The sequence below is a fragment of the Stenotrophomonas sp. STEN225 genome (genome assembly GCF_056756445.1).
Genome location: NZ_JBRRBV010000010.1, coordinates 140928 through 163915, shown reverse-complemented (window position 1 = coordinate 163915; position 22988 = coordinate 140928). Strand labels below are relative to the sequence as shown.

Here is a 22988-nt window from a genome sequence, read left to right as displayed (position 1 = left end):
CGGGGCCTCCCTGGTGTTTTGGGGGCGGCGGGGGGGTCCTCGGCCCGCCCAAAAACCCCCCACGCGGGGGGGCTGGCCCCGGCGCTACCCCAACATCAGAACGCCGGCAGCACGGCACCCTTGTACTTGGTCTCGATGAACGTCTTCACCTGTGCGCTGGTGAGCGCCTTGGCCAGCTTCTGCACGCGCGCATCATCCTTGTTGTCGGGCCGGGCCACCAGGAAGTTCACGTACGGCGAGTCCTTGCTTTCGATCGCCAGCGCATCCCGGGTCGGGTTCAGACCCGCATCCAATGCATAGTTGGTGTTGATCAGGGCCAGGTCCACCTGATCCAGTACGCGGGGCAGCATCGCCGAATCCAGCTCGCGGAACTTCAGCTGCTTCGGATTGGAGACGATGTCGCGCTGGGTTGCCAGCGCATTGGTCGGATCCTTCAGCTCGATCACGCCGGCCTTGTGCAGCAGGATCAGCGCCCGGCTGTTGTTGCTCGGATCGTTCGGGATGACCACATCCGCGCCTTCGCGCAGTTCGGCCAGCGACTTGATCTTGCGCGAGTATGCGCCGAACGGCTCGATGTGCACGCCGATCACCGTCACCAGATCGGTCTTGCGGTCGCGGTTGTAGGCGTCCAGGTACGGCTCGGTCTGGAAGTAGTTCACGTCCACCTGCTTCTGCACCAGCTGGTCGTTGGGCTGCACGTAGTCGTTGAACACGCGCACGTCCAGTTCCACGCCTTCCTGTTTGAGGATCGGCTTGACCACCTCGAGGATTTCGGCGTGCGGCACGGCCGTGGCGGCCACCACCAGCTTCTGCGAAGGCTCGCCGGACTTGCCGCAGGCGGTCAGGGCCAGCGCAGCGGCGAGCAGGGGCAGCAACAGGGTCTTCTTCATGGGCGGAATGATTCTCGGGGGGAGGTCAGGATCTATCGTAGTTGCTCAGGGCCAGCTCGAGCAGCGCCTTGGCCTGCTCGCGCAGCATCGTCGGTTCGACGATCTCGGCATCCGAGCCGTAATGCAGCACATCCATCAGCAGTTCGCGTGACACGCTGTAAGGCACTTTCAGTTCATAGCGGCCATCGGCCAGGAAACGGCCCTGCTGCTTGGAATGCCAGTGCTCATCGGCGACCCAGCGCGCAGCCTTGGCGCTGAACAGGATGGTGGCCCAGCCCTTCGGCGCACCGGAGAAAATGCCGTAGCTGGCACCCAGCTGCTCGTCCAGTTCGCTGTCGGCCACGTCACGGGCCGTGTGGTCGATCACCCGCGCCTTGTGGATCCGGTCCACCGCGAAGCTGCGGAGGGCCTCGCGGTCGTGGTCCCACGCATCGAGGTACCAGTTGTCGCGGTAGTGGGTCAGGCGCTGCGGCGAAACAGTGCGCTTGGTCGGTTCGTCGGTGGAACGGGCGCGGTACTCGAAGCCCAGCTGGCGCCGCTCGAGCACGGCCGAAGCCACGCTGCGGAAGCTGCCTTCGTCGAATTTGCGGCCGCGATGCGGAATGACCCGCACCCGGTCCACCGGCCAGCTGGAGACCCCCGCCTGCGCGGCCAGCAGGCTTTCGATGCGCTGCTGCAGCGGTGCCAGCACCGAAGACAGCACGCCTCCGCCGGTACGGGCCAGCAGGTGCTGCGATGCCAGCAGGGCATGCAGCTCCTCCGAGCTGAGCCAGAGGCCGGGCAGTTCGAAGCGGTCGCTTTCGTCGGCGTGATAGCGGAAGCCGGCCTCGCCATCGCCCTCGATCGGCGCCATCAGCGCGTCGCGCAGGAACGCCAGGTCGCGGTAGACGGTGGCACGGGAACAACCGAGCTTGTCCTGCAGGGTCGCCACCGTCACCGGATAGCGCGCGGACTTGAGCAGACGATGCAGGGCGGTGATGCGTTCGTATCGGTCCATGCCCCCGATTATGTCCGAGTCGCGGGTCTTGTGTGGGGGGTTTGGGCTATCGTGGGCGCCCCGCCCTCTGCGAAAGCCCTCCCATGCGCCGGTTGCCCGCCCTGCCCCTGCTGGCCTGCCTGCTGCTGGCTGCCTGTGGGCGCCCCCCAGCGCCGTCCGGCGGCGACGCGGTCGTTCCGCAGGCCGACCCGGCGCAGGCGGTACTGGCCGCCAGCCAACGGTTCGCCGCCCTGCGCAGCTTCCACGCGGAACTGGAAGTGCTGGGTACGCCACAGCCGGTCCGCAGTGCGATGGACTTCGTGGCCCCGGACCGGTTCCGGGTACAGACGGCGGCCGGTGCACAGACCATCATCGGTGACACGATGTTCCTGCAGGCCGACGGGGCCATCCGCCAGGTGCCGACGCCGCCCGGTCTGCTCGAGCAATGGCGGACGCCGCTGCCGGCCGACGTCGCGCCCGCGGCGCTGCAGGCCGAGGATCTGGGCAGCCAGACGCTGGACGGGGTCCAGACCCGGCGCTACCGGCTGCGTGGCGCCGGCCCCGGCGAGCGCCTGGAGTACTGGGTGGATGGGCAGGGCCTGCCACGCCAGATCGTGCGCAGCGGCAGCAGCAACGGCAAGGTGTTCCAGCTGCGCCTGCGCTATTCGCGCTTCAACGACCCCTCCCTCCGCATCGAGCTGCCCTGAATGGGGAGCGGTGACAACGCCTGCTGAAGCGGCCAGCGCCATGGGGCGGACGGCCATCACGCTTCCAGTATCATCACGGGTTGTTAACCGCTTCGGAGAAGCCTCGATGTCCCTGCGCGTGTCCCTGCTGATTCCCCTGCTGCTCTGCGCCCCGCTGGCGTACGCGCAGGATGCATCCGAACTGGCGGCGATGTCCTCGCCCTGGAGCGGCAGCGGCGGCGAGCTCGGCTTCGCCTCGGCACGCGGCAACAGCAGCACCGAGAGCTTCAACGGCCGCCTGCGCCTGCGCTACACCGACGGTGACTGGGTGCACAGCATGGACCTGTTCGGCCTGCGTTCCAGCTCCAAGGTGACCGAGACCAACGACGACGGCACCACCACCCGCCGCAACAACACCACCGCCAACCGCTACACCGGCAGCGCCGGCAGCGCGCTGCAGCTGGGCGAGCACCGCCAGCTGACCGCCACGGTGCGTACCGAGCGCGATGACTTCGCCACCTACGACCGCCAGAGCTCGTTCGGTCTGGGTTACGGCACCCGTCTGTGGAGTACCGAGCGCTTCTATTTCGATGCCCAGGTCGGCCCCGGTGTGCGCCGCACCCACAGCACCGAGGATGATCGCACCCGTACCGGGCTGATCGGTCGTGGCCTGTTCGACATGAAGTACTCGCTTACCGAGAACACCGATCTGGTCAACACGCTGCTGGTCGAATCGGGGTCGTACAACACCTTCGGCCAGAACGATTTCGGCCTGTCGGTGAGCATGAATGAACACCTGGCCTTGAAGGCCGGCTGGCAGGCCCGCTACAACAGCGACGTCGCGGTGGACAAGCGCAAGACCGATACGCTGACCACCATGAACGTGGTCTACAAGTTCAAATAAGCGAAACGGGCGCCTAGCGCCCGTTTTCGTTTCTGTTCCGCAGCGCCTGGCCGAGGGAATCGGCCGGGTCAGGCGTTCAGCAGCTCACCCGCCCCGCCATCGAGCAGCCTCTGCGCCACGCGCTGGCCCAGCGCGTCCGGGTCGCTGGCCGGGCCCACGCCTTCGGCGCGCACCGCACGGCCATCGCTGGCGCTGCCAACCAGCCCCTGCAGGTGCAGGTCCTGCCCCTGCCACTGCGCGATCGCCGCCACCGGCACATGGCAGCTGCCATGCAGCGCGCGGTTCATTGCCCGCTCCGCTTCCACGCAGGCGCGTGTCGCGGCGTCATCGAGCGCAGCGAACAAGGCCATCAGCGGCGCATTGCTGCCGTCGCACTCCACGGCCACGGCGCCCTGCGCCGGCGCCGGCAGCCAGTGCGGCGGCTGCAGGCGCAGCACGATCCGATCGCCCAGTCCCAGGCGCTCCAGCCCGGCGACGGCCAGCACGATGGCGTCGTAGCCCCCGTTGTCGAGCTTGGCCAGGCGCGTATTGACGTTGCCACGCAGGTCCAGCAGTTCCAGGTCCGGGCGCAGCGCACGCAGCTGGGCCTGGCGGCGCAGCGAGGACGTGCCGACGCGCGCGCCGATGGGCAACGCATCAAGCGAGGCATAGAGGTTGGAGACGAAGCCGTCGGCCGGGTCATGACGGGGCAGCATGGCCGGCAGCACGAACGGCGCATCCAGTTCCATCGGCACATCCTTCAGCGAATGCACGGCGCAGTCGGCGTCGCCGCGCAGGATGGCCAGCTCCAGTTCCTTCAGGAACAGGCCCTTGCCACCGATGGCGGCCAGCGAGCGGTCGAGCACTTCATCGCCGCGCGTGCTCATCGGGACCAGCTCCACGTGCAGGCCGGGATGGGCCTGGCGGAGGCGGTCGGCGACGTGTTCGCTCTGCCAGAGGGCGAGCGGGCTCTTGCGGGTGGCGATGCGGACGGTTTCCATCCGGTCATTATCGCGCCTTCGGCGCGGATACGGCCAACGGCGGAGCCCCTCATGGCTGGCTGGGGACAAGGCTGAAGCAACAGCCGTGCTTGGCCGGGCGGGATGGGCTGCGCAGGGGCCGCTGCAAGTACGTCCATGTAAGCTCGGTCGCCGCGCCCATGCGGCTCACGCCCCTGCGCAACCCACCCCGCCCGGCCTCTGACAGTTTCCGTGTGCGCCAGCCACGGAAGATCAAAAGAAAGAAGCAGAAGCAACAGCCAGCGGCTCTCGGGGTCAGACCCCTCTCTCCCATCCGATATCACCAACGCTTTTGCCGTCCGTCACCGGGAAATTCGCGAGGGTGAGTCGGACACTCACAGATGCCGCAGTTCCTGCTTCAGGGTCGCCACACAGCGGCGGCTGACCTCCAGCGGCTGCTTGCCATGCCGGAGCACCGCCTGCACCTGCCCGCCCACGCCACGACGCAGTTCCACCAGTTCGTGCCGCGCCACCAGACAGTTGCGGTGGATGCGCACGAAGCGGCTGGCGAATTCCTCCTCCAGCGACTTCAGCGACTCCTCGATCAGGTCCTCACCACGCGCGTGGTGCACCACCACGTACTTTTCCTCGGCCTGCAGGTAATGGATGTCATCCAGTGGAATCAGCCGCAGGCTGCCCCGCAGCCGGGCGCACAGCATGCTGCGTGCCTGTTGCCCCGCGTCGTGCTGTGGCTGCCCCCCGCGCCCGGCCAGAAAGGTCCGTGCGCGCGCGATGGCCGCTGCCAGCCGCTCGGCACGCACCGGCTTCATCAGGTAGTCGATGGCCGCCGCTTCGAATGCCGACAAGGCATGCGCGTCGTAGGCCGTACAGAACACCACCGCCGGGCGTGGCTCGAAGCTGGCCAGGTGACGGGCCGCTTCCAGCCCATCCAGTCCGGGCATCGCAATGTCCAGCAGCACCAGGTCCGGCTGCAGTTCCGCGCAGGCGTGCAGGGCCTGCTCGCCGTTACCGGCCTCGGCCACCACGTCCACCCCCTCCTGCGCGGCCAGCAGGCTGCGCAGGCGCTCGCGCGCTAGCGGTTCGTCATCGGCGATGACTACCCTCACGATCGTTCCCTCACTGGATCGGCACCGTCACCTGGCAGGCATAGTAGCCCTCGCTCCAGCCGGCCGTCATCCGTGCGGCACTGCCGAAGCGCCACGCCAGGCGATGGCCGATGCTGTGCTGGGCATGCCCGGCGCCGCGTGCCAGGGCCAGCCCCGGCATCTGTGGATCGGGAGCGGGATTGCGTACGCGGATGTGCAGCTCGTTGCCTTCGCGCGCCACGTGCAGCTCGACGGTGCCACCTTCCGGCAACCGCGAAATGCCATGCAGCACCGCGTTTTCCACCAGTGGCTGCAACACCAGCCGCGGCAGCGGCTGCTCCCACGGCAGCGGCTCGTCACGCTGCCAATGCACCTGCAGGCGCTCTCCCAGGCGCAGCGACTCGATCGACAGGTAACGCTCGGCCAGCTCGCATTCGGCCTGCAGGGTGGAGTCTCCATCGCCCGCCCCCAGCGCCGCGCGGAACAGATCGGACAGGTCCAGCACGGCGCGTTCGGCCACCGCCGGATCACGATGCAGCAGGCTGGCGATCAGATTCATGCTGTTGAACAGGAAATGCGGACGGATCCGGGCCTGCAGTGCATCGGCCTGTGCACGTGCGTTGGCCTGCACCTGCGCGGCCCAGCGGTCGCTCACGTAGAAGTAGCGCAGGGCCAGCGCGCTGATCAGTGCGCTGGTGGCCGCACTGCCAAGGGTGAAGCGCCAGAAGCTGATGCCACGGGCGAAGCTGTCGCCCAGCACGGCATACAGCGCGTGGATGATGCCCGCGCAGACCACGGCGATCAGCGCCGCCAGTGCGATCGCCGCAGCGGCGCCCAGCAGCGGTGGCAGCCTCGACAGCGCCTGCCGCAGCATGCACAGGCTGGCGGTCACCGCCAGCGCCAGCCAGAGTGCGAAACCGCTGGCCGAAAGCAGCTCGCCCACCGTCCAGTGACGGCTGCCATCGGGCGCCAGGGCCAGCAGCACCACCACCAGCTCGGCCAGGCCGAGCATCGCCGCCAGCCGCCGCAGGCGGCACAGTTCCGGCATCCAGGGAGGCGTGCTGGCCGGTGACATGGGTCAGGCGACGCCCAGGCGTTCCTGCAGCCAGTCACCCAGGGCATCGATCTCCTCGGCACAGACCTGGTGCGCCATCGGGTAGCTGTGCCACTGCACCTGCAGGCCCAACGCGCGCAGCGCCTGCGCGCTGTGTGCGGCTACCGCCTGCGGAATTACCGGGTCGCCGCTGCCGTGGGCCATGAACACCGGCACGTCCACTGCGGTAGCCACGCGCTCGGCGCTGTCCGCGTCGGGCAGGTAGGTGGACAGCGCGATCAGCCCGGCCAGCGGCGCCGTGCGCGACAGCGCGGCGGTAAGAATGATCGCGCCCCCCTGCGAGAAGCCGGCCAGGAAGATCTGCTCCGGCGTGATGCCCCGCTCGATCTCGCGGGCGATCAGGGCCTCTACCTGGGCCACCGATTCGCGCACGCCGGCCATGTCGGCGCGGGAACGGAAATCCATGCCGACGATGTCGTACCAGCCGCGCATCGGCACGCCGTTGTTGATCGTGATCGGCCGCACCGGGGCGTGCGGGAACACGAAGCGCAGCGCCGGCCAGTGCGGACGCACCAGCTCCGGAACGATCGGAGCGAAGTCATGGCCATCGGCGCCGAGGCCGTGCAGCCAGATCACCGACCACTGCGGCGAGGCGCCGGTTTCCTGTTCCACCGTTTGCAGCATGTTGCGGCTCCTTCAGATGCGAGCCGCATTATGCCGCCGGTGTGGGGCGATCAGTACAGCGGTGGCTGTTCGGCCGCTTCCCGGCGCAGCTGCGCGGCGCGTACCAGCACCGGCGGCGGAATGTTCTCCTCGGGGATGTCGAGCAGGCCCAGCCGGTGCAGGAACGCACCGGGACCGCGCGACGAGGTCAGTGCGACCACCGGGATGGCCAGCACCATGCCGATCACCACCGGCGCCATCCATGCCGCCAGCGACGGCGAGACCAGCCAGGCCAGCACGCCCATGAAGGCGCCGAACAGGCCCAGGCCGCCGTAACCGCGCACCAGCGCCATCCAGGAAATGCCACCGTCGTCGCGCTGCTGGGCGTCCCACCCCGAGTCGCGTCCGGACAGCACTTCGGCCACGCCGCGGGACTGCACATACATGACCACCGGCGCCATCAGTGCCGCCAGCACGGTCTCCACCAGCATCGACACGAAGGCACGGAACGCACCGCCGCAGCCACGACGATCCACCGGGTCCAGCAGCATCGCCAGGTAGCCCAGCACCTTGGGCATCAGCAGTACCGCCATGGTGGCGGCGAACAGGCGCACCACCTGCTGCTCGTCCTGCGCGCGCCAGTACACGCCGGGCGCCAGGTGCAGCACGGCATTGAAGTCGATGCCTTCCTGGAACAGCGGGATGGCGATGCCGATCAGCATCAGCATCGCCCACATGGGCGCAGTGAAGTAATGGCCGATGCCGATCAGCATGTGCATGCGGCTGATCCAGTGCAGGCCGCGGCTGCCGACCACCTTGCCGTGCTGCAGGTTGCCCTGGCACCAGCGGCGGTCGCGCACCAGCAGGTCGGTCAGGGTCGGCGGGCCTTCCTCATAGCTGCCCCCCAGGTACGGCACCATGTGCGCGGCCCAGCCGCCACGCCGCATCAGCGCGGCTTCGACGAAGTCGTGGCTGAGCACGTGGCCGCCGAACGGCTTGCGCCCAGGCAGCGATGGCAGGCCGGCATGGTCGGCGAAGGCACGGGTGCGGATGATGGCGTTGTGGCCCCAGTAGTTGCTTTCAGCGCCGTGCCACCAGGCCACGCCCCGGGCGATCACCGGCCCGTAGACGCGGCCGCCGAACTGCTGCATGCGGGCGAACAGGGTGCGTCCGCCGATCACCGACGGCAGGGTCTGGATCAGGCCGACGTCAGCGTTGTGTTCCATGCCGGCCACCAGGCGCACGATGCTGTCGCCGGTCATCAGGCTGTCGGCGTCCAGGATCAGCATCTGCGGGTAGGCCCCGCCGAAGCGGCGCACCCAGTCGGCGATGTTGCCCGCCTTGCGGCCGCTGTTGTCGCCACGACGGCGGTAGAACAGCCGCACGCGGCCGTCGGGCACCTGCTCGCGGAGCTCGGCGAAGACCTGCTCTTCGGCCCGCGCGATATCGTCACGGCGGGTGTCACTGAGCACGAAGAAGTCGAAACGCTCCAGCTGGCCGGTGGCCGCCACCGATTCGTAGATCGCACGCAGGCCGGCCAGCAGCCGGCGCGGATCCTCGTTGTAGGTCGGCATCAGCAGCGCCGTGCGGCTGTGCACGGTGGGCAGCGGCTTGTCCGGATCAATGCCCAGGCGATAGCCACGGTCGAACACGGCGGTGAGGAAGCCTGCCACCGCGCTGGCGAACGACAGCGCGATCCAGGCGAACAGGCCCACGAACAGCACCAGCAGGCAGGCTTCGAGCACGCTGATGCCGTTGACCGACAACACCCGCCACATCATCCGGGTGGCCGCTGCGGTCATCACCAGCGTGCCGCCCAGGATGTACAGCCGACGCAGGCCGATCAGGCGTGGCGAGGTGCGGTGCCGGCGCACCCTGAGCTGCCCTTCGCGCAGGGTCTGCTCGGGCATCGGCAAGGGCACTTCGGCAGGCAGCAGCGCCCAGCCGGCGTCAGGCCCGGGCGATTCCGCCTCCGCATGGATGGTCTGCACCCCCATCGGCGCCTACTCCGCGCAGTCGGCATGGCCGGCCGTCCCGGCCAGGCTGCATGCACGAAGGTTCCCGGCGCGCCTTCCCGGCGCCCGCACTTGTCCTGGCTGCGTCGGCCTGAGGCTGCGCAGTCGCTGTCTGTCACTACCGGAACCCACACGATCTCCAACGGGGCGGAATCGAAAATGCGGCCCAGTCTAGGCCGCTACATGTAAGCCGGGTGCGAAGGCCTACGCCGGGATTTCTCCCCATTCAGCAAACAGCAGGCGAGGCTGCCGACGGCCTGCCGGATCGACCACAATTGGATCGAGCAAAACGGGCGGCGGCACATCCCTCGGCGATCGCGCTGGCGACGGGGCCAACGCGATCGATCGTACTTCAGCAGCGCGCGTTACTCGTCCTGCAGGACGACGCCGGCCGCGTCCTGCAGGGCAGCGGTGCGCGCACGGTCCATCGCCACCGCCAGTTGCTGGCGGGCGAGCAGTTGTTGGGCCTGCACCACTTCGGGTGTGGGCAGAAGCACCGGTCCCGGTGCGTTTTCCGGTGTAGCGGGTGTGGTCATGCAACCTCCGTGGACATCCCCGCTGCCGCGCGGGTCCAACCGGGCGGCAGCGGAACTGCGCACCCTATCCTAAAAACAAGGCGGATGGGTGACGTGCAAGCCGGTGAGGCCTGCGCCTGCAAAGGGCATGCGTCACGTTCCAGGCACGCAGCGCTGGATCCTGAATAGGCATTTCCGGTAGCATGAAAACGTTTTCTCACAGGGAAGTTCCTCCCATGAATACCGTCGACCTCACCCACTTCAGCCCCAAGTGGCAATTCCGCTTCAACTTCTACCGCCAGCACGGCGCGCCCAAGGAGCCCGGCTTCAAGCAGGCCTGGCGGGCCCTGTCCTTCGGCGACCGCCTGAAGATCAACCTGAACATCTTTGCCCTGTTCTTCGGCCCCATCTACCTGCTGATCCTGGGCATGTGGCGCAAGGCGCTGGTGGTGATCGGCATCGCCATCGGCCTGGCGGCCATCACGATGTTCCTGCCCGACATCGTCGGCCGCGCGGTGTTCATCGCCTTCAATGTCCTGGTCGCCTCCAGCACCAACTACAGCTATTACCTGGAAAAGGTGGAAGGCCGGACCGGCTGGAACCCGTTTGAAGGAATGTTCTGAGCCACTCAGACCTGCGCACGGACGCGCGGCAAGGATGCAACCGACGCCCGGCCCCCGCCGGGCGTCTTCGTTTCCGGCGTCAGGCCGCGCGCAGCGTGGCCGTCGTGCCCGTGGCCGACTGCAGCCGGAAGCGGGACACCGCCACCGCAAGCTGCTCGGCCTGCTCTTCCATCGCGCGCGCGGCAGCACTGGCCTCTTCCACCAGCGCCGCATTCTGCTGGGTGGTTTCATCCATCTGCACCACGGTCTGGTTGACCTGCTCGATGCCGGCCGACTGCTCGCGCGAGGCGGCCGAGATCTCGGCCATGATCTCGTTGACCCGCCCGACCTGGCCGACGATCTCCTGCATGGTGTTGCCTGCGCGGTGCACCAGCTGCGCACCGCTGCCGACCTGGGCCACCGATGCGTCGATCAGTCCCTTGATTTCCTTCGCCGCTGCGGCCGAGCGCTGGGCCAGCGCGCGCACTTCGCTGGCCACCACGGCGAAGCCGCGTCCCTGCTCGCCCGCACGCGCGGCCTCAACGGCGGCGTTCAGGGCCAGGATGTTGGTCTGGAAGGCGATGCCGTCGATCACCGAGATGATCTCGGCGATGCGCTGCGATGAGGTTTCGATCTGCTGCATGGTCTGTACCACCTGGCCGACCACCTTTCCGCCTTCGCTGGCCACGTCCGCCGCCGATGCGGCCAACGTGTTCGCCTGCAGGGCATGATCGGCATTCTGGCGCACGGTGGAGGTCAACTCCTCCATCGACGCTGCCGTTTCTTCCAGGTTGGCCGCCTGCAGTTCTGTGCGACGCGACAGATCGCTGTTGCCCGCGGCGATCTCGCCGGCCGCCAGGCGGATGCTCGCCGCTGACTGCTGGATCTGGCCGACGATATGGGTCAGCTGTTGCGCGGTGCTGTTGGCATCGTCGCGCATCACCGCGAACACACCATGGAAGTCGCCCTGCATGCGTGCACTGAGATCGCCGGCGGCGATGGCGCGCAGCAGCGTGGAAAGCGCCGCGAGGTTGTGGTCGCTGGCCTGCATCATCGCGTTCAGCGTGGTCACCATGCGGCGGAAATCGTGCTCGAACCGCTCACTGTCACCACGCACGGCAAAGTCGCCGGCGGCAGCAGCGGCGGCCAGCTGCTGGATCTGCTCGTTGATCGCCGCCAGGTTGCTCTTGGTGGTGGCCATGGCGGCGGTGAACACCGCCTTCTCGCCCGGCAGCGGCTCCATGTCCACGCTCAGATCGCCCACCGCGTAGCGCTGCATCACGTCCACCAGCCGCTGGGTGACCGCATTGCTGGACGCCACCAGCTGATTGCTGTCGGCCACCATGCGACCGTACTCCCCCGGGAAGGCCGCCGCGTCCATCCGGTAACTGAGCTCGCCCGCATCATGGCGGCGTGCCATCTCTGCCTGCGCCGCCATCACCGCCTGCAGCTGTCCCCGCATGCCCTGCATCGCCTCGAGCAGGCGCCCGACCTCATCGTTGCCGCGCGCCGGCAGCGCGGTGTCCAGCTTGCCCGCCGCCACGTCACCTGCAATGCGTACCGCCTGCGCCAGCGGCCGGATCGCCAGGTGACGCAGCAGCAGGTAGACACCGGCGCTCAATGTCAGCGCGGCCAGCACGCCGACCAGCAGCGTCAGCCACAGCAGCTGGCGAGCCTCGGCCACGATAACGGCATGCGGCACCACCACACCCAGCGCGAAGCGCTGCGGGGCATCGCCAACCCGCAGTGGCACGTACAGGCGCACATTGCCGGCGGCATCCGGCTCGAACGCTTCGACGGTCCTGTCGGCCGCGATTCCGGCCAGCATGTCGCGGGTGAAGGCATCGGTGCGCGGCTTGCCGATCTCGGCGGCGTCGGCCGAAGCCAGGACTACGCCCTTGGGCGAAAGCAGTTCAACGCGGCCTGCTCCCATCGGCGCAAGCGTCGCCAGATGCTTCTGCAGCGCCGCCAGCGAGAAATCGACGGTGAACACGCCGAGGAACGTGCCGTTCTCCACGATGGGCGTGCTCAGGGTGCTCATCAGCACCTGCTGGCCGGCGATCTCATAGGCATAGGGCTCGCTCACTTTGGGCAGCTTGTCGCGGCTCGGCCCCATGTACCAGTCACCGGACCCGCTGGCGGTGTCGGTGTAGTCGGTCATCACCGACTGCTGCGGTTTGCCATCCTGCCAGGCCCAGTAGCTCATGTAGCGACCCGTGGCGTCATGTGCCTCACTGTTGACGAACTCCGCGTCCTTGCCATCGAAGGCATCGGCCTCCCACATGGTGCTCTTGCCCAGCCACTCCGGGTGCGCGCGCAGCTGTTCGCCGAGCACGGCCGCCAGGCTGGCACGATCAGGCTGGTCGCCCCGCGAGCGCTGGGCCAGGACGGCCTCGACCATGGCATCGTTACTGGCGAAGGCGGTGCCCAGATCGGCCGCGACCTGGCGTGCTTCGGCCTGCGCCTCGCTGGCCATGGTCTGCCGCGATGCGTTGATCAGGCTGGCACTGGCCTGGCGGTAGATCAGAAAGGCGGTCAGGCCGAAGCACAACAGCGCGATGGCAGCGGTGCCCAGCATCAGCTTATGGGCGATGCTGCCCGGACGACGGGCAGCGGCGGAGCGGGAAGACGGCATGGGAGGGTCCGCAAGGCAGGTCAGGACATCCGGCACCGCGTTGGCGCCGCGCTGGTGCGCGATCCCTCGCGCGGCGACCTGTCTGAGCCGGGCGATGCCCGGCACCGCAAGGGCGCACCGGGTTAGCGGCCGTTCCGCGGCGGGGTTGAGCCGTTGCCCTGCGTCAAGCTGAATGCACTCAGTTTGGGATGGCTCATACGTGCGGCGAACCTACTCGACCACCCGGTCCTTCAACCACTGCGTGCGTGGCAGCACTTCGATGCTGCCTGCCGCGTACTGCTGCAGTACATCGTCCGGACCGTAGCGCGGCTGCCAGCCCAGCACCGCAACCGCACGGCTGCCGTCGTACACGCGGTCGATACTCAGCGGCAGTGGCCAGCCGCGGCGCTCGAACTCGGCCAGCAGCTGCGGTGCGCGCCGCGCCAGCACCCGGCGTGGCTGGGTGGCCAGTTCCAGGCAGTCCTCGCGCCGGAAGGGGGTCGGCGCGCAGGCGATGTAGCGCTGGAACGGTGCGCCCCCGTTGTGCAGCAGCGCGGCATGCGCGCTGGCCACATCGCGTGCATCCAGGCCCCGGTGCAGGCGGAACATCGCCATGCGCTCGGGAGGCTCGGGGAAGCAGCGGCCCATGCGCAGCACGCGCACGGCGAACGCCTCCGATGCCGCGGCTTCGGCCAGCGCCTCGGCCTGCAGCTTGGTGCGGTGGTAGATGGTCCTGGGCAGGGGTTCAGTGTCTTCGTCGATCCAGCGACAACCGCCTGCCACCACGGCATGGCCATACAGGGCGGTGGTGCTGGTCAACACGAAGCGTCCGACGCCGGCGTCACGCGCCAGCCGCAGCAGCTGCGCGGTCGCCTCCACGTTGATCTGCTGGAACACCGTGTCCGGCACCAGCCCGACATGCGGTGCATGCAGCGCAGCGGTGTGAATCACCGCATCCACGCCGCGCACGGCACGCTCCAGTGCCTTCGTGTTGGTGACGTCGGCAATGATGCGTGTAGTGGCGAACGGGCTGCGGTCCAGCCCGATGACTTCATGGGTGGCCGCCAACGCGCCGAAGATCGCGCGTCCGATCCGCCCGGAACTTCCGGTCAACAGAATCTTCATTGAGTCCATTCACTCAACAGCGCCCGGGAGCTACCGGGATGAACCGATTCTAGGCGTGGCCTGTGTCCAGGGCGATAGCGGCGCTGCGCAAGTGCAGCGTCAACAGCAGGCAGGCACAGCGTGAAGGCCACGCGCCATCCGCGGACGCACCGTTAGCCTGCCGTCGGCAAGCATGAGACTCCGCCACGCCGAGAGAGATCCCCTATGGCCAGCAGCAACCGCGGGTTCGCGTCGATGGACCAGCGCACGCAGCGCGCGATCGCCGCCAAGGGTGGGCGCGCCGCCCATGCCTCCGGCAACGCCCATGAATTCAGTTCCGCCGAGGCGCGCATTGCCGGCCGCAAGGGAGGCGAAGCCATCAGCCGCGATCGCCAGCACATGGCCGCGATCGGTCGCGAAGGCGGCCATGCACGCCACGCCCGCGCACAGCAGCAGCGCCAGCAATCCGACCACGGTCCACGGGATCGCGACGAACCGGGTCAGCAGGACTGAGCAACGCGCCTCAGCTGTGGCTGAGCAGGTTCAGCAGGCGCCCGAACGGGTCCCTGACGAAGAACCGACGCACGCCCCATGGCTCCTCGACAGGACCATAAACGACATCAATGCCGGCGCTGCGGATCCGTTGCAGGACGTCATCCAGATCGTCCACCTCGATCGACAGGTCCGGTACCGGCGTTCCCGACCCGCCCTCGCTGGCGAAGCTGAGCTGCGCAGGCGCAGTGTGCTGCCCGGCGCAGGTGACGATCCAGCCATGATCCATCACCACCGGCATGCCGAGGATGCCGCCGTAGAACGCGGCGGCGCGCGTCGGATCGGGTGTGGCGATGTTGGCGACGATGCGTCTGACAGCCATGGCGTTCCTGTTCAATGAGGGGCGAAAACGAAAACTGTGCGGCGGCCAGCACGCCGTCAATCTCCAGGGGTGCGTGTACAGACTGATGCGGCAGGGTGCGAAAAGTGTGGCTTTCGTCACGAAACATTAACGCGTTAACAAAATTCCCGTCACATCGCTGGGGGTGAAACGCATCCAGGACAGTTAGCGGCTGGGTAGACCGTCAATCAAGGAAGTTTGCCTGATGAATCACCCGCTGCATGGCCGTTCGTCCCGCTCCCGTTCCCCCTTGCAACGCCCGCTGGCACTCGCGGTGGCCAGCTCCCTGCTACTGGCAGCCGCCCTGCCGGCGATGGCCTCCGATTCACTCGATGCCTGGCAGCAGCAGCGCCAGCTGCAGGCGGCGTGGGCCCAGCCGGGCCATGCACAGACGGACGCAACCGTTGGTGCTTCGGCGCAGGCCACGTCCACCCCGGTCTTGGGCAAAGCGGGCGACGCCGCCAGTTGGCACAGCGACGAGTTCAATGCCGACTGGGGCCTGGCCGCGATGGGGGCCGACCATGCCTATGCCCGCGGCCTGACCGGCCAGGGTGTACGCCTGGCGCTGTTCGATTCCGGCTCGGCGCTGGCCCACCCGGAATTCGCCGGCCGCAACACCACCAGCATCACCATCGGCCCGGACTGCGCGACGGCGGGGATCGTCGCCGGCGAAGGGGCCTGCTCGCAGACCCGCGGCGAACAACCCGGCTACAACTATTACGGCCTCGGTGCCGGGGTGCCGGCGGCGCTCGCCGGTCGCCTGATCGCGGCCGGCCTGCCCTACGGCTTCAGCTACGCCGATCATGGCACCCACGTGCTGGGCACCATCGGCGCCAACCGCGACGGCACCGGCATGCATGGCGTGGCCTTCGGTGCCGACCTGACGGCAGCGCGCGTGTTCGGTGACACCTACTATGAGTGGCGCCTGGATCCGGATGGTTTCTATCGCCCCCGCGCGGTGTACCGCACCGACCCGGACGACGACGCCGTACTGGACATGTATGCGCAGATCCAGGCGCAGGGCGTGCGCGCCATCAACCACAGTTGGGGCATCTCGACCCGCAACATGAGTGCCGCGGCGCTCGACCGCCAGTACGCCGCGATTGGCGCGGATTACGACGTCTACGGCAGCATCTACGCAGGCAGCGACGCTGCCCCCGGGTCGACCCTGATCCAGGTGTGGTCGGCCGGCAACGGCAGCGGAGCCGTCGCGGGCATCACTGCGGCCCTGCCCCGCTGGAAGCCGGAGATCGAACCCTACTGGCTGGCCGTGGCCAACGTGCGCCAGCCGGTCGCCGACGATGGCGAAACCGACTATGTGCTCGACGACAGCTCCAGCATCTGCGGTGCCGCCGCCAACTGGTGCATCTCCGCCCCGGGCACCGACATCGCCAGCACCATCGTCTCCGGTGAGATCCAGGGACGCATCGAGGAAACCAGCGAGTACCTGCGGCTGATCATCGACAGCGAGAACACCGAGTACACCTACGGCCTGAAGACGGGCACCTCGATGGCGGCCCCGCACATCACCGGCGCTCTCGGGCTGCTGTTTGAGCGCTTCCCCTACCTGGACAGCGCACAGGTCCGCGACGTGCTGCTGACCACCGCCCGCGATCTGGGCGATCCGGGCATCGATGAGATCTACGGCTGGGGCATGGTCGACCTGCGCAAGGCCATCGAAGGCTTCGGCTCGCTGCGCGTGGACACCGATGTGGTGATGAACCAGAAGGCCGGTGGACTGAAGGTCTGGGAAGGCGAGGCCTGGGATGACTGGACCAACGACATCGGTGGCCCCGGCAAGCTGACCAAGTCCGGCATCGGCTGGCTGCGCCTGAGCGGCGACAACAGCTTCAACGGTGCGGTGGTGAACGAGGGCGTCCTGGAATTGAATGGCGCCAACACGCTCACCTCGGCAGTGGAGGTGAAGGGCGGCCAGTTCCTGCTCAATGGCTCGCTGGTCTCCACCGCCCTGAACACCACCGGCGGCGTCAGCACGGTCAGCGCCGGCGGCGTGCTGGACCACAGCAACCTGGTGGTCGATGGCGGCGTGATCTCCTTCAACGGTACGCAGACCGGCGGTAATACCACCGTAGGCGCCAATGGCCTGCTGAAGGGTGTCGGCACCCTGGGCACCACCCGGGTCGACGGCATCATCGCGCCGGGCAATTCGATCGGCACGCTGACCGTCAACGGTGACTATGTGCAGGGCACTACCGGTGTGTTCGCGTCTGAACTGGCGCCGGGAGGCCGCAGCGACCAGCTGCACGTCACCGGCACCGCCACGCTGGACGGCACACTGGTCGCGCTGCCCGAACCGGGCGTGTACTACCTGGGTGAGCAGTTCAACATCCTGCGCGCCGACGGTGGCATCAACGGTCAGTTCGCCCGTACCGACTTCAGTGCATTCTCGCCGTTCCTGCAGTTCAGCCTGGCCTACAGCGCCAATGGTGCGCGCATCGACGTGGCCCGGGGTGCGCTGCTGGCCACCGCGGCCACCACGCGCAACCAGCGCGCCGTCGCTGGCGTAGCCGATGGCCTGGCGATCAACCAGGGGCTGCCCCGCCCGCTGACCCAGCTGTTCCCCGCCCAGGTCGGCCCCGCGCTGGACGGCCTGAGCGGCGAGCTGCATGCCGCCACGCCGCTGGTGCTGGTCGAGAGCAGCCGCTACGTGCGTGATGCAGCCTTGTCGCGGCGTGCGGGCAATGCGTCGCCGGGCAGCACCGGCGACGCGACCGGTGCGTGGGTACAGGCGATCGGCGGCAACGGCAAGCTCGATGGCGATGTCGAAACCGCGCGCACCGACGCCAACAGCAACGGCCTGCTGGTCGGTATCGACCGCGAGTTCGATGGCTGGCAGGCCGGCGTGCTGGCCGGCACCGGCCGTACCGACGTCAAGCAACGCGACCGCCGTGCCAAGTCGAAGATCGACAACACCCACGTCGGTGCCTACGCCAGCCACAGCTGGGGCGGCTTCGGTCTGCGCGGTGGCGTGGCCTGGAGCAAGCACGAGGCAGAGAGCACCCGCGAGCTGGCGTTCGCAGGATTCAGCGACACGCTCACCGGCCGTTATGACGCGCGTACCCGCCAGGCTTTCCTCGAAGCCGGCTACCGTTTCGGCTCTGATGAAGGCGGCCTGGAGCCCTACCTGCAGGTTGCCCGCGTCGAAGTGGACCTGAAGCGCATCAACGAGCGGGGCGGCGCCGCCGCACTGCAGGGCGAAGTGAAAGACACCCGTACTACCGTGGCGACCGCTGGGCTGCGCTTCGACAAGGGTCTGAAGGCATCCTTCCAGCAGGACAGCTGGCTGCACCTGCGTGGCGCGGTGGGTTATCGCCGGGCCTCCGGCGACCGCAGCCAGGTGGCCAACCTCGCCTTCGCCAACGGTGGCGGCGCGTTCGCCGTCAGCGGAGCGCCGATCGCCGACAGCGCTGTCGTGGCCGAGCTGGGGCTGTCCGCGTGGCTGACCCCGCGGCAGTCGCTGGAGCTGGGCTACAGCGGCCAGTTCGGCAGCGAGAGCCGTGACCATGGCGCCACGGCGCGCTGGTCCGTGCGCTTCTGATCCACGTTCAACTTACCTGCTGAAGAGCATTGGGGCGGCCTGGGGCCGCCCCTTTTTTTCTCCGGAGAATGGAGCCCGCGCGATCAGGCTGCCTTCATCGCGTGCTTCCGCGCACGCATCACGTTGTGGCATTCCTGCACTTCCGGCAGCAGCTGGGTCACTTCCTGGCGTACCGCCGGCGGCAGCCCCTCATCCTTCAGCGCGTCCTTGAAAGCTGCCAGCAGGCGGTCTTCCGATTCTTCCAGCTCGGCCACGTAGCCATAGTTGGTGTCGCCGAACGCTGCGCGCACCTTGCCGTAGAACTGCTGCATCGAGCCGACCAGGGTGCCGTGCTCTGCGGGCTTGCCACCGGTGGCCGCAACCGCGCCACTGAGTGCCGACACGATGCGGCCCTTGACGCCGGCAATGCGGGTGAACAGTGCCGCCAGCTCGGCATCCTTCACCTTCGTGGCCGCCTCTTCGTAGAACGACTTGCCGTCGCGTGCGATCTCGATCAGGTCGTTGAGACGATGTTCGATGGTGGACTGGGTGCTCATGTTCTGCTCCTGAAGTTCAGATTCGTTGGGAACCGACAACGGTGTGCGTTGCCTGCATCACTACCTTGGACAAAGGAATGTGGCCCCGGGGTGAGCGTCGTTTGATGCATGCATCACGTCGCTCAACGCGGCCTGACCGCCGCTACCAGGGCACGAAAAGGATGATCCCGGTAATCACCAGCACGGCGGCCAGCACTCCCAGCAGCACTTTCCCCTGGCGCCAGCTCGGCGTCGGTTTTCCTGGCGTGTTCATCGTGTCTTCTCCTGTCGATGCGGACGCTGGCAGCCTGATGCATACGCCAGCGTCGGCACGTGCACGCCATGTGCATCGCGCGTGCACATGTGAGGGCCCTGCATGGACCATGCCGGTGGACAGCGATATCGCGCTCACCGCATGTACGCCGGGCATCAACGCCGGGCCCGCTAGGGTCATCATTCCTTCCCGACTGGAGCCGCACATGGCCATCAAGACTGCCGAAGACCTGTTCATCCACGAACTTTCGGACATCTACAGCGCCGAGAAGCAGCTGACCAAAGCCCTGCCCCGCCTTGCCCGTGCGGCCGAGAATCCGGATCTCGCCGCCGCCTTCGAAACCCATCTGGAGGAAACCCAGGGCCAGATCGAGCGGATCGACCAGGTGGTCGAGACGCTGGGCATCCGTCTCAAGCGCATCAAGTGTGCAGCGATGGAAGGGCTGGTGGAGGAAGGCAAGGACGTCATCGACAGCATCGACAAGGGACCGGTGCGTGATGCCGCACTGATCGGTGGCGCCCAGAAAGTCGAGCACTACGAGATTGCGTCGTACGGCACCATCGCCGCACTGGCCAAGCAGCTGGGCTACAAGGACGCGCTCCCCCTGCTGCTGGAAACACTGGCCGAAGAAAAGTCGACCGACGAGAAGTTGACCCTGCTGGCCAAGGGGGGTGGCAACGCCAAGGCAGCACAGGCCGCCTGAGTTCCACTGCCATACGCCGCCAGGAACGGCGGCGGCAACAGGAGATCCCGATGCATCCGGATATCATCGGCTGGATGGCGACCCTTGTGCTGGTCGCCACCTTGCTCAGGCAGATGGTCAAGCAGTGGCGTTCGCCACATCCCGAGACACTGTCACGATGGTTGTTCGCCGGCCAGATGGTGGCCTCGGCGCTGTTCACCCTCTACAGCCTGATGCTGGGCAGCAGCGTCTTCGTAGTGACCAATCTGCTTCTGTTGGCGACGGCTCTGCTTGGCCAGCTGTTGGCCCGCCATCGCCAGAAGCAGGCACCCCTGCCTCCGCCCTGTTGATCATCGCTGGCGGCCACCGGCCGGCCTGGCGCCGTCGAACAGGACCTGATCGCGGGGACAGAAGAAGCTGCGTCGCCGGGTTCTGCCCAGATACTGCTTGCTGACGGGGCTGCCACATCGCGGACAGCTGCGTTTGGCATGCACCTGCCAGTGCTTCTTGAGCTCGTGGCGACGCTTCCATTCCAGGAACTCGTAGCTGTAGGTCCTGGCTTCGCGGATCAGTGAACCCAGCCTGCGCGGCGGCAGGTCACCCACACGCGTGGCCGGGTGTACGCCGATCCGGAACAGCACCTCGTTCTTGATGATGTTGCCAACGCCGGCAAAAACGTTCTGGTCCAGCAGTGCGTCGCACACCAGGGCGTCAGGCATCGCTTTCAGGCGGCGGCGCGCGAGCCGGGGGTCCCACGCATCGCTCATCACATCGGTGCGCCAGTCGTAGGCTTCTTCCAACGGGCCGTCGATGAGTTTGACCGAACAGGCATAGAGGTTCAGTTCGCCGGCATCGAACCTCAGCGATACGCGCGGAGGCGAAGGCTTGCGCTCATCGATGCGCCAGCTGCCGAACAGCATCAGATGGATCCGCAGGGTATGCGTGCCGAACTCCAGCAGGAAGTGCTTCCCCCAACTGCGCACGGATCGCACGCGCTGCCCTGCAAGCACGGACAGGTCAATCCGGCTGTTGCCCCCGACATGTCGCAGTATCTGGCCGGTGAACCTCTCGGCGGCCTCGCGCAGCAGCACGATGGAAGGGCCTTCAGGCATGGCCGTGTTCTCCGAGCAGTGCCTGCAACCGCAGTGCATTGCTGACCGCATGGCCCTGCGCCGTGTTGTCCAGGATCATCCAGGCGCAATGGCCGGCACGCGCGCGGTCCCTGAGCAGCCCGGCCAGCCGTGCCAGTGTGGTCTCGTCATAAGCGCTGCGATAGATATCCGGCTGGCCGTGCCATCGCCAATAGCTCCAGCCGCGGGCCCCGCCCGGCTCTCCCGCCTGCGCGACCCGCGCCGGGTCCGCCGCCACGCGCGCGATGTCATGGAGCGCCAGCAGCGCATCCACCTCGGCACTGAACCAGGAGGGATGTCGAGGCTCGCACGCCACCTGCCTGCGCGTGCGCCGACGCAGATCGTGCAGAAACGGTTCGACGTGCTGCGGCTCGTACGCCAGGCTGGGAGGCAACTGCAACAGCAGCGCACCCAACCGGCTGCCGAGTTCTTCCACCGTAGCCAGGAACGGGTCGAGCAGCGGGCCGGCACCGCGCAGCCGCTGCTCGTGCGAGATGGAACGCGGCATCTTCACCGTGAAGCGGAAATCGTCCGGAACGGAAGCGGCCCAGCGCCGATAGGTCTGGGGCAGGTGCGGGCGATAGAACGAGGAGTTGATCTCGACCAGGGAAAGGCGCGTGGCGTAGCGCTGCAGCAGATTGTCACCTCCACCGAAGCTGGAGCGATCCGCCGCCGACAGGGACCATCCTGCGCAACCGATGCGTATCCGCGTTCCAGCAGCGTGCTGCCCCACCCCAACGCTCATGACCCGTCCCCGCCAGAAGGCGCGGCCTGCATCATCGGTCCGCCCTGACCGGTTCGCAGCAGAGGCGCCGTCAACAGCTGCAGCCTGTCCAGCGCGCTGGTCGGGATTCCGCTGATGGCCGTGCTGCGCACGAACCCGGTCCAGTCGGACAGCGCCACCCTCCCGAGTTCCGTGTGCTCCACCTGCAGCCAGCCCATCCGCCAGTGCGAGAACTGGCGGCGACCGATGCGACCGCGGTTGAGCTCGACCACACTGTGATGGCTGCCGCTGTCGAGGATGCGCCGCCACGCGGCGTCCACGCCCTGCTGTGGCCCCTCCAGATACTGCAGGAAGCGATGGCCATCGAACAGAAGCACGCCGGTGATGTCCGCTGCTTCATTGAATGCCACCGCGTCGTCGACGAGACCGCGCAGGCGCTCCGCGCTCAATGAGGCAACGGCTTCGCTCGCATAGGCAATCGCACGCAGAGGCATGGGGGCACCGACGGTTGCAATAGGCTCTACCTTAGTCTTCGCCGCCGAAGGTCCAGTGACTTCGGCGTGGAGGCTGCGTTCAAGTGTGGGGTCGACTCTGCACTCGAGGAGATGGCACGAGGTATACGGCGGCCCAACACGGGAAACATTCCAGGGCCGACCAGAACCGGAACCCGGGCAACAGCAATCGCGGTTTCGCTTCGTTGCAGTGGTGCTCCAGCCCCTCGCCCTGCCCGTTGCCGCCGATGCGCGCTCAGGCCTGCAGCACGGATGAGGGAGCCGCAGGCGGCATCGTGTACGTGCGCGCGGCAGCGGCCGGCCGACCCTCCGCAGCGGACAGCACCTGCATGACCCGATGCTCGGCTCGACGCTGCGTGACCTCCACGCCCACCACGTAGACGAAGCGGCCATCGAACTTGGCCTGTGCGCCGTCGAGGCCGTCTGCCAACAGCAGTGCCCGCTTCAGCGACTTCATCCAGGCGCGGGAGGGCACCCTGTCAAGTTCGACGACGACTGCCATGCCACCGCAGGCGAGCGGCATGCTTTCCACGCGCAGCACCTGGGGCGCAGACAGGGATCCGGAAGCGTTCATTGGGCGACTCCTCGTGCGGGGACGGCGGCAGTATCCACAGTGATCGCCAAGGCATCGTC

23 protein-coding genes are annotated in these 22988 nt (G+C 67.6%); 7 read left to right on the top strand and 16 right to left on the bottom strand.

What is annotated here, in order from left to right; genetic code table 11:
* Positions 1–95: 95 nt before the first annotated feature.
* The gene (locus ACVOJ1_RS12190) at positions 96–890 is read right to left on the bottom strand and encodes a MetQ/NlpA family ABC transporter substrate-binding protein (RefSeq protein WP_053520324.1); all 795 of its coding nucleotides are present in this window, start codon (positions 888–890) and stop codon (positions 96–98) included.
* Between the two features lie 25 nt (positions 891–915).
* Positions 916–1887, bottom strand: coding sequence for a helix-turn-helix transcriptional regulator (locus tag ACVOJ1_RS12185; RefSeq protein ID WP_053520325.1), 972 nt, complete (start codon positions 1885–1887; stop codon positions 916–918).
* Positions 1888–1970: 83 nt separating this feature from the next.
* Between ACVOJ1_RS12185 and ACVOJ1_RS12180 the strand changes: the two genes are divergently transcribed.
* On the top strand, positions 1971–2573 hold the full coding sequence (locus tag ACVOJ1_RS12180) for a LolA family protein (protein WP_065175203.1): 603 nt from the start codon (positions 1971–1973) through the stop codon (positions 2571–2573).
* Positions 2574–2679: 106 nt separating this feature from the next.
* Positions 2680–3456, top strand: coding sequence for a DUF481 domain-containing protein (locus ACVOJ1_RS12175; protein WP_065175204.1), 777 nt, complete (start codon positions 2680–2682; stop codon positions 3454–3456).
* A 68-nt stretch (positions 3457–3524) separates the two neighbouring features.
* Here ACVOJ1_RS12175 and hemC read toward each other — a convergent pair whose 3' ends face one another.
* From hemC to ACVOJ1_RS12145, 6 genes are all read right to left on the bottom strand, one after another.
* Positions 3525–4436 carry a hydroxymethylbilane synthase gene (hemC, locus tag ACVOJ1_RS12170; protein WP_053520328.1) on the bottom strand — a complete coding sequence of 304 codons (912 nt, stop codon included), beginning with the start codon at positions 4434–4436 and terminating at the stop codon, positions 3525–3527.
* Between the two features lie 353 nt (positions 4437–4789).
* Positions 4790–5521: a LytR/AlgR family response regulator transcription factor gene (locus ACVOJ1_RS12165; RefSeq protein WP_053517196.1), complete on the bottom strand. Its 732-nt coding sequence runs from the start codon at positions 5519–5521 to the stop codon at positions 4790–4792.
* A 10-nt stretch (positions 5522–5531) separates the two neighbouring features.
* Positions 5532–6575 carry a sensor histidine kinase gene (locus tag ACVOJ1_RS12160; RefSeq protein WP_053517194.1) on the bottom strand — a complete coding sequence of 348 codons (1044 nt, stop codon included), beginning with the start codon at positions 6573–6575 and terminating at the stop codon, positions 5532–5534.
* Between the two features lie 3 nt (positions 6576–6578).
* Complete coding sequence (locus ACVOJ1_RS12155) at positions 6579–7238, bottom strand: alpha/beta hydrolase (protein ID WP_065174484.1); 660 nt, start codon at positions 7236–7238, stop codon at positions 6579–6581.
* Positions 7239–7288: 50 nt separating this feature from the next.
* The gene (gene mdoH / locus ACVOJ1_RS12150; protein WP_053517189.1) at positions 7289–9214 is read right to left on the bottom strand and encodes a glucans biosynthesis glucosyltransferase MdoH; all 1926 of its coding nucleotides are present in this window, start codon (positions 9212–9214) and stop codon (positions 7289–7291) included.
* 383 nt (positions 9215–9597) lie between these two features.
* Positions 9598–9768 (bottom strand): hypothetical protein, encoded by a 171-nt coding sequence (locus ACVOJ1_RS12145; protein WP_164972337.1) that lies wholly within the window; start codon positions 9766–9768, stop codon positions 9598–9600.
* A 215-nt stretch (positions 9769–9983) separates the two neighbouring features.
* Here ACVOJ1_RS12145 and ACVOJ1_RS12140 point away from each other — a divergent pair, with 215 nt between their 5' ends.
* A complete protein-coding gene (locus ACVOJ1_RS12140; protein ID WP_263175922.1) occupies positions 9984–10370 on the top strand; it encodes a DUF2628 domain-containing protein in 387 nt (128 codons plus the stop codon).
* 79 nt (positions 10371–10449) lie between these two features.
* On the opposite strand, the gene ACVOJ1_RS12135 is transcribed toward ACVOJ1_RS12140, so the two are convergent.
* Entirely contained in the window at positions 10450–12984 is a 2535-nt protein-coding gene (locus ACVOJ1_RS12135; protein WP_277381103.1) for a methyl-accepting chemotaxis protein, read from the bottom strand.
* Between the two features lie 210 nt (positions 12985–13194).
* Positions 13195–14088, bottom strand: coding sequence for an NAD-dependent epimerase/dehydratase family protein (locus ACVOJ1_RS12130; RefSeq protein WP_053517184.1), 894 nt, complete (start codon positions 14086–14088; stop codon positions 13195–13197).
* Between the two features lie 204 nt (positions 14089–14292).
* Here ACVOJ1_RS12130 and ACVOJ1_RS12125 point away from each other — a divergent pair, with 204 nt between their 5' ends.
* Positions 14293–14580, top strand: a complete 288-nt coding sequence (locus ACVOJ1_RS12125) for a KGG domain-containing protein (protein ID WP_197600676.1) — start codon at positions 14293–14295, stop codon at positions 14578–14580.
* A gap of 10 nt (positions 14581–14590) precedes the next feature.
* Here ACVOJ1_RS12125 and ACVOJ1_RS12120 read toward each other — a convergent pair whose 3' ends face one another.
* Positions 14591–14941, bottom strand: a complete 351-nt coding sequence (locus ACVOJ1_RS12120; protein WP_197600677.1) for a VOC family protein — start codon at positions 14939–14941, stop codon at positions 14591–14593.
* Positions 14942–15164: 223 nt separating this feature from the next.
* Here ACVOJ1_RS12120 and ACVOJ1_RS12115 point away from each other — a divergent pair, with 223 nt between their 5' ends.
* A complete protein-coding gene (locus tag ACVOJ1_RS12115) occupies positions 15165–18518 on the top strand; it encodes an autotransporter domain-containing protein (protein ID WP_346480484.1) in 3354 nt (1117 codons plus the stop codon).
* An 83-nt stretch (positions 18519–18601) separates the two neighbouring features.
* Here ACVOJ1_RS12115 and ACVOJ1_RS12110 read toward each other — a convergent pair whose 3' ends face one another.
* Positions 18602–19054, bottom strand: a complete 453-nt coding sequence (locus tag ACVOJ1_RS12110; protein WP_053517176.1) for a PA2169 family four-helix-bundle protein — start codon at positions 19052–19054, stop codon at positions 18602–18604.
* 458 nt (positions 19055–19512) lie between these two features.
* Here ACVOJ1_RS12110 and ACVOJ1_RS12105 point away from each other — a divergent pair, with 458 nt between their 5' ends.
* Both ACVOJ1_RS12105 and ACVOJ1_RS12100 read left to right on the top strand, forming a co-directional pair.
* Positions 19513–20010 carry a YciE/YciF ferroxidase family protein gene (locus tag ACVOJ1_RS12105; protein ID WP_065174478.1) on the top strand — a complete coding sequence of 166 codons (498 nt, stop codon included), beginning with the start codon at positions 19513–19515 and terminating at the stop codon, positions 20008–20010.
* A 50-nt stretch (positions 20011–20060) separates the two neighbouring features.
* Positions 20061–20339: a hypothetical protein gene (locus ACVOJ1_RS12100; RefSeq protein ID WP_346480483.1), complete on the top strand. Its 279-nt coding sequence runs from the start codon at positions 20061–20063 to the stop codon at positions 20337–20339.
* On the opposite strand, the gene ACVOJ1_RS12095 is transcribed toward ACVOJ1_RS12100, so the two are convergent.
* From ACVOJ1_RS12095 to ACVOJ1_RS12080, 4 genes are all read right to left on the bottom strand, one after another.
* Positions 20340–21101, bottom strand: a complete 762-nt coding sequence (locus ACVOJ1_RS12095; RefSeq protein WP_346480482.1) for a DNA-formamidopyrimidine glycosylase family protein — start codon at positions 21099–21101, stop codon at positions 20340–20342.
* Positions 21094–21864 (bottom strand): DUF72 domain-containing protein, encoded by a 771-nt coding sequence (locus tag ACVOJ1_RS12090; RefSeq protein ID WP_346480481.1) that lies wholly within the window; start codon positions 21862–21864, stop codon positions 21094–21096. The genes ACVOJ1_RS12095 and ACVOJ1_RS12090 overlap by 8 nt, the downstream gene beginning before the upstream one ends.
* Positions 21861–22337: a BLUF domain-containing protein gene (locus ACVOJ1_RS12085; RefSeq protein WP_197600681.1), complete on the bottom strand. Its 477-nt coding sequence runs from the start codon at positions 22335–22337 to the stop codon at positions 21861–21863. Before ACVOJ1_RS12085 ends, ACVOJ1_RS12090 begins: the two co-directional genes overlap by 4 nt.
* A 253-nt stretch (positions 22338–22590) precedes the next feature.
* Entirely contained in the window at positions 22591–22929 is a 339-nt protein-coding gene (locus tag ACVOJ1_RS12080; protein ID WP_227255307.1) for a hypothetical protein, read from the bottom strand.
* Between the last annotated feature and the right edge of the window lie 59 nt (positions 22930–22988).